At 67.1% G+C, this 10632-nt stretch carries 8 protein-coding genes and 1 riboswitch; of the genes, 5 read left to right on the top strand and 3 right to left on the bottom strand.

Annotation, left to right across the window (positions count from 1 at the left end; translation table 11 throughout):
• Positions 1-234 precede the first annotated feature (234 nt).
• Positions 235-1230, top strand: a complete 996-nt coding sequence (locus tag AC5P9L_RS21190; RefSeq protein ID WP_049461391.1) for an alpha/beta fold hydrolase — start codon at positions 235-237, stop codon at positions 1228-1230.
• 105 nt (positions 1231-1335) lie between these two features.
• Here AC5P9L_RS21190 and AC5P9L_RS21185 read toward each other — a convergent pair whose 3' ends face one another.
• From AC5P9L_RS21185 to metX, 3 genes are read right to left on the bottom strand one after another with little or no spacing between them, the layout of a single operon-like run.
• A complete protein-coding gene (locus AC5P9L_RS21185) occupies positions 1336-2403 on the bottom strand; it encodes a homoserine dehydrogenase family protein (protein ID WP_049461209.1) in 1068 nt (355 codons plus the stop codon).
• Positions 2400-3635, bottom strand: coding sequence for an O-succinylhomoserine (thiol)-lyase (locus tag AC5P9L_RS21180; RefSeq protein ID WP_005410678.1), 1236 nt, complete (start codon positions 3633-3635; stop codon positions 2400-2402). The genes AC5P9L_RS21185 and AC5P9L_RS21180 overlap by 4 nt, the downstream gene beginning before the upstream one ends.
• A complete protein-coding gene (gene metX, locus AC5P9L_RS21175; RefSeq protein ID WP_043034505.1) occupies positions 3632-4663 on the bottom strand; it encodes a homoserine O-succinyltransferase MetX in 1032 nt (343 codons plus the stop codon). Before metX ends, AC5P9L_RS21180 begins: the two co-directional genes overlap by 4 nt.
• A 77-nt stretch (positions 4664-4740) precedes the next feature.
• Positions 4741-4859: riboswitch (SAM riboswitch) on the bottom strand.
• A gap of 148 nt (positions 4860-5007) precedes the next feature.
• Between metX and AC5P9L_RS21170 the strand changes: the two genes are divergently transcribed.
• The 4 genes from AC5P9L_RS21170 (at position 5008) to AC5P9L_RS21155 (ending at position 10416) form a co-directional block, all read left to right on the top strand.
• Positions 5008-5889 carry a M23 family metallopeptidase gene (locus tag AC5P9L_RS21170; protein ID WP_227843818.1) on the top strand — a complete coding sequence of 294 codons (882 nt, stop codon included), beginning with the start codon at positions 5008-5010 and terminating at the stop codon, positions 5887-5889.
• Positions 5890-5955: 66 nt separating this feature from the next.
• A complete protein-coding gene (locus AC5P9L_RS21165; RefSeq protein ID WP_099527714.1) occupies positions 5956-7560 on the top strand; it encodes a peptide chain release factor 3 in 1605 nt (534 codons plus the stop codon).
• Between the two features lie 160 nt (positions 7561-7720).
• Positions 7721-8359 (top strand): PAQR family membrane homeostasis protein TrhA, encoded by a 639-nt coding sequence (gene trhA, locus AC5P9L_RS21160; RefSeq protein ID WP_005410682.1) that lies wholly within the window; start codon positions 7721-7723, stop codon positions 8357-8359.
• Between the two features lie 83 nt (positions 8360-8442).
• Positions 8443-10416: an AsmA family protein gene (locus tag AC5P9L_RS21155; protein WP_165710797.1), complete on the top strand. Its 1974-nt coding sequence runs from the start codon at positions 8443-8445 to the stop codon at positions 10414-10416.
• The last annotated feature ends 216 nt before the right edge of the window (positions 10417-10632 follow it).

Here is a 10632-nt window from a genome sequence, read left to right as displayed (position 1 = left end):
GACTATGGACGGTCAAACGGGCATTTTTATAGTGGTTCATCCGGGCTCTTTGGGGTCTGGAGAGGTGTGGTAACCACCATTTTCCAAAGATGTCCCGGATGAACAACGTACAGAGAGATCACAACTAACAGTCGACTCTACCCAGTCGACTCTACCCAGTCGCCCTTGCCCGGTCGGACGACACCGTCACTGCGTTCCGGTTAGGCTCGGGGCTCCCCTATCCAGGACCGCCCCATGCGCGTGATCGCTGCCGCCCTGCTTGCCTGCCTTCCACTGCCTGCGCTGGCCGCGCCCACTTACGGGCCGCGGCTGGAGGGTTTCGACTACGGCTATCCGGTGAAGACCTTCGCGCTGGAATCGCAGCGGCAGCCGCTGGAAATGGCCTACCTCGACATCGCGCCGAAGAAGGCACCCATCGGCGTGGTGGTGCTGCTGCACGGCAAGAACTTCTGTGCCGCCACCTGGAAGGAATCGATCAAGCCACTGGTTGCCGCCGGCTATCGGGTGATCGCCCCGGACCAGGTGGGCTTCTGCAAATCCAGCAAGCCCGAGCGTTACCAGTATTCGTTCGCGCAGCTGGCCGCCAACACCCATGCCCTGCTGCAACAGCTGCGACTGGGTGACGTCCCGGTGCACCTGGTCGGTCATTCGATGGGCGGCATGCTGGCGGTGCGCTACGCGCTGATGTTCCCGCAGGACCTGCGCAGCCTGTCACTGGTCAACCCGATCGGGCTGGAAGACTGGAAGGCGCTGGGTGTTCCCTGGCGCAGCGTGGACGCGTGGTACGCCGGCGAAATGAACATCAGCTATGACAGCATCCGCCGCTACCAGCTGGATGTGTACTACGACGGCAAATGGAAGCCGGCATATGAACCGTGGGCGCGGATGCAGTCGGGCATGTACGAAGGCCAGGGCAAGCAGGCCGTTGCATGGAGCCAGGCGCTGGCCTCGGACATGGTGTTCAACCAGCCGGTGGTCTACGAACTCAAGAATGTTCAGGTGCCGACCACGCTGTTCATCGGCCAGAAGGACCGCACCGCGATCGGTCGCGACCTGGCGCCACCAGCGGTGAAGGCGACGCTGGGCAACTATCCGGTGCTCGGGAAGGCGGCAGCCGCGGCGATTCCCGGCGCGACGCTGATCGAGTTCGCCGAACTGGGCCATTCGCCGCAGGTGCAGGACCCGAAGCAGTTCAACGCGGCGTTGCTGAAGGCATTGAAGGCGCATTGAACGGCAGCCCTCCCCTGTAGAGTCGAGCCATGCTCGGCTTATCCAGCAAGAGGGATCTCGCCAGTAGCAGCCGAGCATGGGCTCGGCTCTACAGAAGCAGTGCGATCAGCCGACGATCCGCAGCACGTCATCCAGCAGCGCGGCGGCGGTGACTTCCGCGCCCGCGCCCGGGCCCTGGATCAACAGCGGTTGGCGCCGATAGCGGTCACTGTGGATGGCCACGCGGTTGTCGGTGCCCGCGCCCTGCGCCAACGGGTGATCGGCAGGCAACTCACGCAGGCCCACCTGCGCACCCTCGCCATCGACACGGCCAACGAAACGCAGCACGCGGCCATTGTCATGCGCCTGCTGCCAGCGCGCCCGCAACGGCGCATCCAGCTGCTCGAGCGCCGCCACCGCATCCTCCAGCGGCAGCGCTGCCAGCGCTTCAGGCACCAGTGAATCCACCTGTACCTGCGACGCATCCAGCGCCAGCCCGCTGCTGCGCGCCAGGATCAGCAGCTTGCGGCGCACGTCTTCACCGGAAAGGTCCAGGCGCGGATCGGGCTCGGTGTAGCCGGCAGCCAGCGCCTCGCGCACCGCCGCCGAGAACGGCGACTGGCCGTCATAACGATGGAACAGCCACGCCAGCGAACCGGACAGCACGCCTTCGATGGCATGGATGTGATCGCCACCGGCCACCAGTGCACGCAGGCTGCTCAACAGCGGCAGGCCCGCGCCCACCGTCGCGCTGTCGCCATAGCGTGCGCCACTGTCGGCACAGCTTTCCGCAATGGCCTGCGCGCGGGCCAGCTGCGCACCACGTCCCAGCTTGTTGGCGGTCACCACATGCACGCCCCGCGCCAGCCACTGCACGTGGCGCGCGGCCACGTCTTCACTGGCGGTGGCGTCGACCACCACGTCGCCACGCTCCAGTCCTTCGGCACTCGCCCACGGTGGCGAACTCTGGCCATCGCGCGGTGCACGCCGTGCCAGTTCCAGCGGCAAGGCCAGGTCACGATCGATCTCCAGCGCAGTGCGTGAATTGGCCAGCCACTGCACGCTGGGCAGTTCCAGCCCACGCGCCCGCAATGCCTGGTAACGCTGTACGAAGGCCGAGCCGACCGTGCCGGTGCCCAGCAGCGCCAGGCGTCCCACGCCCAGAGCAGGAATTTCTGCGGCAAGCGCGCTCATGCATCCACCACCTGTTTGCGGCGCGCAGCCGCATCAATCACCGCTTCGGCACGCTGCAGCGCGGCGCCGAGATCGGCCAACAGGTCACGCTCGGCCTCGATGCCAACCGACAGGCGCAGCAGGCCTTCGCTGATGCCGGCCGCGGCACGCGCTTCGGCGGTCATCGCCGCATGGGTCATGGTGGCGGGGTGCGCGATCAGGCTTTCGACGCCGCCCAGCGATTCGGCCAGGGTGAAACAGCGCAGGCCATCGACGAACGCGCGCACCGCCGCGTGCGGATCATCACCCGCGCAGTGCGCCAGTTCGAACGACAGCATCGCGCCGAAGCCACTCTGCTGGCGAGCAGCGATGGAGTGGCCCGGGTGATCGGCCAGGCCCGGATAATAGACGCGGCCGACCGCCGGATGCTGGTCCAGCAGCGCAACGATCGACGTGGTGTTCTCCTGATGCACGCGCAGGCGCGCATCCAGCGTGCGCAGGCCGCGCAGGGTCAGGAAGGCATCAAACGGCGAACCCGTCAGGCCCAGCGCGTTGCCCCACCACACCAGCTGCTCATGCAGTGCCGGATCGCGCGCGACGACCGCACCACCCACCACGTCGCTGTGGCCGTTGATGTACTTGGTGGTGGAATGCAGCACCAGATCCGCCCCGAACGACAGTGGTTGCTGCAGGGCCGGCGACAGGAAGGTGTTGTCGACCACAACCAGAGCACCTGCCTTGTGCGCGGCATCGATGACGAAGCGCAGGTCGGTGATGCGCAGCAGCGGATTGGACGGCGTTTCCACCAGCACCAGCTTCGGCTGGGTGGCCAGCGCCTGCGACAGCGCGCGCGGATCGGTCAGGTCGGCGGTGACCAGTTCGAAATGGCCCTTCTTCGCCAGCGCATTGAACAGCCGCCAGCTGCCACCGTACGCGTCGTGCGGCACGACCAGGGTATCGCCCGGCTGAAGCAGCGCGTTCAGCACGAGGTTGATCGCGCCCATGCCGGTGGCGGTGATCACGCCGCCCGCACCGCCTTCCAGCTCGGCCAGCGCTTCACCCAACAGGTCGCGGGTCGGGTTGCCACTGCGCGTGTAGTCGTACTGGCGCTTGTTGCCGAAGCCTTCAAAACTGAAGTTCGACGACAGCACGATCGGCGGCGTGACCGCGCCATGCGCGGTGTCCCGATCGATGCCGGCACGGACGGCGGCAGTGGTGCGGCTACAGGACGGCTCGTTGGCGTGCAGGCTCATGCGGACTCTCCAGAGGTGCGGAAGGCGGTGGCGAGGATCGCGTCGATGCGATCGGTTTCTTTGAGGAAGGCGTCGTGGCCGTAGGGCGAGCGCAGCACGCGCAGGCTTCCGCGCGGCCCCAACCCCTCGACCAGGCCGACCAGGTCGGCCAGCGGCACCAGGCGGTCACCCTCCACCGCGACCACCACGGTCGGCGGCAGGATGGCGGCGGGGTCCACGCGGTGCAGGTCGATCGATTCGGACAGGCGCAGGTAGGCGGTCACCGGCGTGCGCGCGACGTACTGCGCGCCGGCGGCGTCCAGATAGTCCTCGGCGGCGACCCGCACGCGGCCGTTGATCACTTCCGGCGCGGCGTCGAAGCGCTCGCCGAACTCTTCCGGGGTGCGGTAGCTGAGCATGGCGAACTGCCGGGCCAGCGCCAAGCCGTGGTCTTCGCCGCACTGCAGTTGGCCGAGGGCGACGGCGCGGCGCTGCAGTGCGCGCCAGGCCGCGGCATACGGGTGCGGACGATGCGCGCCGCTGGCCAGCACCAGCTGGCGCACCCGGGCTCGATGACGGATCGCGAACTGCTGGCCGACCAGCGCGCCATACGAGTAGCCGACGAAGGCCTTCAGCGTGCGGATACCCAGATGATCCAGCAGCAGTGCCAGCGCATCGGCCTGGTCAGCGGTATCGATCGGCACGTCCAACGCACCGTCGGCCCCGATGAAGTCGAACGCCAGTACGCGCAACTGCTGCGGATCCAGCGTGCGACCACTGCCGACCAGGTCTTCGGCCCAGCCCTTCTCGCTGAACTGTGCGTTGGACGCCACATGGCGATGGGCGGAAATGCCGCCGGCCAGCACCACCACCGGCGCATTGGCCAGGCCGACCCATTCATAGCGCAGGCGCACCGGGCTGGGGCCAGCGTGACGCATCGACAGCACCGCGGCGAACTCACCGCGCTCGGCATGCACGCGGTCTTCGACCGGCACGCTGACGGGGACAAAGGGTTCGGGGCGAACGGCGGTACTGGCAGCGAAGCTCATGGCGGGATCCGGTTGGGGAATCGGCCATCGAGCCTTCGCGGGGCTCGCGTTCGAGATGCACGTGCGGTGCATGGATCGAACCATCTTTCGGTGGACGCCACGGTCCCCGCAGGATTTGGCACCTACGCGAACGCTTTCGCATCCGCGGGCTGCCCCGGCTTCAAAGGGCCTGTCCCTCTGCCGGTCTCGATGGTGAGGCCACGATGCCAGCGCTTCCGGGCGCTGTCAATCCCTTCATGCGGATAAAGCGATGAATATTTTCGCGACAGGTATGCGAGAGGTGTCGCGGTCGCTCCGTTCAGGATCGGGTACAGTCCGGACGGTCCGTTTTCCTGAATCCGCTGATGCCACGCCTGCCCTTGACCTGCCTGCTCCTGCCGCTGCTGGCCAGCGCCTCTGCCGGCGCCAGCGACTGGCGCCAGGGCTGGGGGATGCTGCCGAAGGCGCCTGCCCCCGCCAGCGCGGAGGCGAAGGCCCCCCTTCCAATGGCCCAGCTGCGCCTGCAGTCGATCGGCGAACAGTGGCAGGCCCGGATCGACAACACCCTGGCCGGGCCGTTGCAGATCGAACTGCGCGCCGCCCCTGGGCACCCGGTCGACGGCTTGCCGGTGCAGTCACTGATACAGGGCGACAGCAGCCTGGTCGTCGGCCACCTCCCCGCGCCGGTCAACGGCCGGATGCTGGACCTGCGCCTGCAGTCGGTACCAGGCAACCCCGCCGCACAGGCCGAGGATGTGGCCTACCGCCTGCCCTTCGATGATGCACGCCCGCGCGTGGACCAGGCGCCGCAGGGCCGGTTCAGCCATGACGACGAGGAAAACCGCGACGCGGTCGACTTCGCACTGCCGGAGGGCACGCTTGTGCTGGCCGCGCGCGAGGGCACGGTGATGCAGATCCAGGATGGCTTCCGTGGCAACGGCCAGGACCGCGAGCGCGATGGCGGCCGTGCCAACTTCATCCGCGTGCTGCACAGCGACGGCAGCATGGCGCTGTACGGCCACCTGCAGGCGGGCGGCATGCGCGTGCGTCGCGGCCAGGCAGTGGGGGCCGGGCAGCCCATCGGCCTGTCCGGCAACAGCGGCTTCAGCAGCGCACCGCACCTGCACTTCGTGGTGCAGGTCAACCGCGGCATGGGCCTGCGCTCGGTACCGGTGCGCATCTTTGCCGAGCAGGGCCAGCTGCAGTTCGCCCGCGAGGGCGAGGCCGACGGTGGCATCGGGCGCTGACCGGCCCTGGCCGGTATAATCGGGCGCTTATCTCTTTGAAAAGCGCCCCGGGCGGGCGCCACTGCCATGTCCGAAGTCGCCAACGAAGCGTCGCGTCGCCGCACCTTCGCCATCATTTCCCACCCTGACGCCGGCAAGACCACGCTGACCGAAAAGCTGCTGCTGTTCGGAGGCGCGATCCAGATGGCCGGTTCGGTCAAGGGCCGCAAGGCCGCCCGCCACGCTACCTCCGACTGGATGGCGCTGGAAAAGGAGCGCGGCATCTCCGTCACCTCCTCGGTGATGCAGTTCCCGTACGAAGACAAGATCGTCAACCTGCTCGACACCCCTGGCCACGCCGACTTCGGCGAGGACACCTACCGCGTGCTGACCGCGGTGGACTCGGCGCTGATGGTGATCGACGTGGCCAAGGGCGTGGAAGAACGCACCATCAAGCTGATGGAAGTGTGTCGCCTGCGCGACACCCCGATCATGACCTTCATCAACAAGCTCGACCGCGAGGGGAAGGACCCGATCGAGCTGCTGGATGAAGTGGAAACCGTGCTGGGCATCCAGTGCGCGCCGGTGACCTGGCCGATCGGCATGGGCCAGCGCCTGAAGGGCGTGGTCCACCTGCTGACCGGCGAAGTGCACCTGTACGAGCCCGGCCGCAACTTCACCCGCCAGGACTCGACCATCTTCCCGTCCATCGATGCCCCCGGCCTGGCCGAGAAGATCGGTGCACAGATGCTGGCCGACCTGCGCGACGAACTGGAACTGGTGCAGGGCGCCAGCCATCCGTTCGACCTGGACGCCTACCGCGCCGGCAAGCAGACCCCGGTGTTCTTCGGCTCGGGCGTGAACAACTTCGGCGTGCAGCCGCTGCTGGACTTCTTCGTCGAGCATGCGCCGTCGCCACAGGCCCGCTCCACCACCGGCCGCGAGATCGCCCCGGAAGAAAACAAGCTGACCGGCTTCGTGTTCAAGATCCAGGCCAACATGGACCCGCAGCACCGCGACCGCGTCGCGTTCATGCGGGTCTGCTCGGGCCGCTTCAGCGCTGGCATGAAGACCTTCCACGTGCGCACCGGCAAGGAAATGAAGCTGGCCAACGCACTGACCTTCATGGCCAGCGATCGTGAAATCGCCGCAGAAGCCTGGCCGGGCGATGTGATCGGCATCCACAACCACGGCACCATTTCCATCGGCGATACTTTTACCGAAGGCGAAGCGGTCACCTTCACCGGCATCCCCAACTTCGCCCCGGAACTGTTCCGCCGCGCGCGCCTGCGCGATCCGCTCAAGCTCAAGCAGCTGCAGAAGGGACTGGCCCAGCTGTCCGAAGAAGGCGCGACCCAGTTCTTCCGCCCTCTCACCAGCAACGACCTGATCCTGGGTGCGGTGGGTGTGCTGCAGTTCGACGTGGCGGCCTATCGCCTGAAGGACGAGTACGGCGTGGAAGCCACCTTCGAGCCGGTCAGCGTGACCACCGCGCGTTGGGTCCACTGCAGCAACGAGAAGAAGCTGGAAGAGTTCCGCGAAAAGAATGCGCTGAACCTGGCACTGGATGCAGCCGGCCACCTGGTCTACCTGGCACCGACCCGGGTCAACCTGCAGCTGGCGCAGGAACGCTCGCCGGACGTGCGTTTCTCGGCCACCCGCGAAGCGGCCCATACCGTTTCGGTGGGCTGATGCCACGGGGTCGGATCCCTTTCCGGCAGGAAAGGGCTCTGACCCCAGCCAACGCAAGGCAGGCATTCACCCACCATACGGTGACAGGCGTGCACGCATCGCCCATCGCGGCGATGATAAGGGGGTGCGGGTCCCCCTCCCCGCGAACAATGCCTACGCCATGTCCACGACGTCCATTGCTTCGATCCGTGAAGAAATCGCCAGCGCCCTGACCCATGGCCTGGGCGCGGTATTCGCCCTGGCCGCCAGCGCGGTGTTGATCACCCTGGCTGCGATCTACGGCGACGGCTGGCAGCTGGCCAGCGCGATCGTGTTCGGTATCGCGCTGTTGCTGCTGTACACCGCCTCCACGCTGTACCACGCCATCCAGCATCCGGTCGCCAAGGGCCGGTTGAAGGTGTTCGACCACTGCGCGATCTATGTGCTGATCGCGGGCACCTATACCCCGTTCACCCTGATCGGCCTGCGCGGTCCGTGGGGCTGGGGCCTGTTCACCGCGATCTGGGCGCTGGCGCTGGGCGGCGTGGTGTTCAAGCTGTTCTACACCGGCCGTTTCAAGGTGCTCTCAACGGTGATCTACATCGCCATGGGCTGGCTGGTGGTCGTGGCGATCAAGCCGATGTGGGCCTCGATCGATGGCGGCACCCTCACCTGGCTGTTCGCCGGCGGCCTGTCGTATACGCTGGGGACCTACTTCTACCACCGTGAATCGATCCCGTACTCGCATGCCATCTGGCACCTGTTCGTGATCGGCGGCAGCGTCTGCCACTTCGTCGCGGTCACCATGCAGGTGCTGTAAACGGCCGCTCGAGGGCGGCGTGTGCACGCCATGCACATGGTCGCTTCGCGCCCTGTCCACGAACAGAGGGCAACCATGGCAGCGTGAATGCTGCCGCCTCCCCTGCCGCAAGGCGCACGCCCCGCTGGCGCCTCCGCCGCCCCGGCCCACGAGGCCGGCGCTGGCTCACGATCCTGGTTTTCCTGCTGGCGGCGATCCTGGTAGTGCTCGCGTTGTGGGACTGGAACTGGTTCAAGGGACCGGTGGAGCGCGCGGTGCAGGCACGCACCGGCCGAGTGCTGCACATCGGGAACCTTGATGTCGACCTCGGCCGCACCAGCACGATCCGCGCCGATGCGATCACCTTCGCCAATGCCAGCTGGGCGAAACAACCTGAGATGGCCAGCGCAGACCGCGTCGAGATCGACGTGCGGGTCTGGCCCCTGCTGCGCGGCAGCGTGCAGCTGCCCGAGGTGCGCCTGACCCGGCCGGACGTGCTGCTGGAAACCGCCCCGCGCAAGGGCGAGCCGGGCAACTGGGACTTCCTCGGTGACAGCGCCGGCGGCACAAGCCCGCAGCTCAAACGCCTGCGCATCGACGATGGTCGGCTGCAGTTCATCGATGCACTGGGCCGCACTGACATCCGCGTGGGCGTGCGCAGCGGTCAGCCGAAACAGGCCGATGCCTCGCCGCCGCTGCTGGTGCAGGGCAAAGGCCACTGGCAGGGCAACCCGTTCACCCTGCGCGGTGGAACCGAATCACCGCTGGAACTGACCGACAGCGACCACCCGTTCCGCATCCACCTCGACGGTCGCGCCGGCGCTACCCACGCGGTGGCCAGTGGCACGCTGACCAATCCGTTCCAGCTGCGGGTGTTCGACCTGCAGTTCGCACTCAGCGGGCAGGACCTGTCGGACCTGTACCCGCTGCTCGGCATTGCCATCCCGCCCTCACCGCCCTACGCCTTGGACGGACGGCTGAAGCGCGACCACAACGTCTGGCGCTACGACAGCTTCACCGGGAAGGTCGGTGACAGCGACCTCGCTGGCAACCTGCAGTTCGAGGTGGGACGCGACCGTCCACGGCTGACCGCGACACTGGAATCCAGGCGCCTGGACTTCGATGACCTGGCCGGCTTCGTGGGAGCGCCACCGAAGACCGGCGGCGGCGAAACCGCGAATGCGGAGCAAAAGGCACAGGCCGCCCGCGTCGCCGCCAGCAGCCGGGTATTGCCCGACACGCCCTACAACCTGGGCAAACTGCGTGCGATGGATGCCGACGTGCGCTGGAAGGCCCACCGCATCAACGCGCCCTCGTTGCCACTGGACGACATGGACGCGCACCTGCTGCTGGATGACGGCGTGCTGCGGCTGGACCCGCTGAACTTCGGCGTGGCCGGCGGCGATATCCGCAGCACGATCCGCATGGATGCACGCCAGGCGCAGATTCGCACTGCGTTGAGGGCCAGCGTACGCGGCGTGCAGCTGGGCCAGCTTTTCCCGGATGCGAAGCTGGCCGAGCAGGCCAAGGGCGGCATCGGCGGCGAAGTGGACCTGAGCGGGCGCGGCAACTCGATCGCCGCCATGCTCGGCAGCAGCAGCGGCAAGGTCGGGCTGGCGATGGGCCGTGGCCATGTCGGCAACCTGGTGATGGAACTGGCCGGGCTGGATATCACCGAATCACTGAAGTTCCTGGTGACCGGTGACAAGCAGATTCCGCTGCGCTGCGCCTTCGCCGACTTCGGTGTGCAGGACGGTCTGATGACCAGCCAGGCACTGGCGGTGGACACCACCGATACCATCCTCATCGGCGAAGGCACGGTCAGCCTGCGCGACGAGACCCTGGACCTGCTGCTGAAACCGCGCCCGAAGGACAAGAGCATCCTGGTACTGCGGTCACCGTTGCATATCAGCGGCACGTTCAAGGACCCGTCGTTCCGCCCTGACTTCAAGGCGTTGGGTATTCGCGGCGCCGTGGCCCTGGCGCTGGGCAGCATTGCCCCGCCGGCAGCGCTGCTGGCTACGATTGAACTGGGGCCGGGCAAGGATGCCAACTGCGGTGGGCAGTATGCGAAGTAGGGTTACAGCGTTGTTCGCGGCGCCTCCCTTCCCGCGCGTAGAGCCGGAGCAAGGCGACAGGCAGGACACGCCGTAAATACGTCCCTGTAGCAACTGTGTTGATGGAGGGACTTGGCCCCTCCATGAGACGGGCACGGTAGTGCCGGCCGCTGGCCGGCAGCCTTTGGTCTTGCGCCCTGGCTGGCCTTAGGCAGGGACCAGCCCGTTTTCAGCGTC

Source organism: Stenotrophomonas sp. YJH_SMC_64 (assembly GCF_059371375.1).
This window is presented reverse-complemented; position numbering and strand designations above follow the sequence as displayed.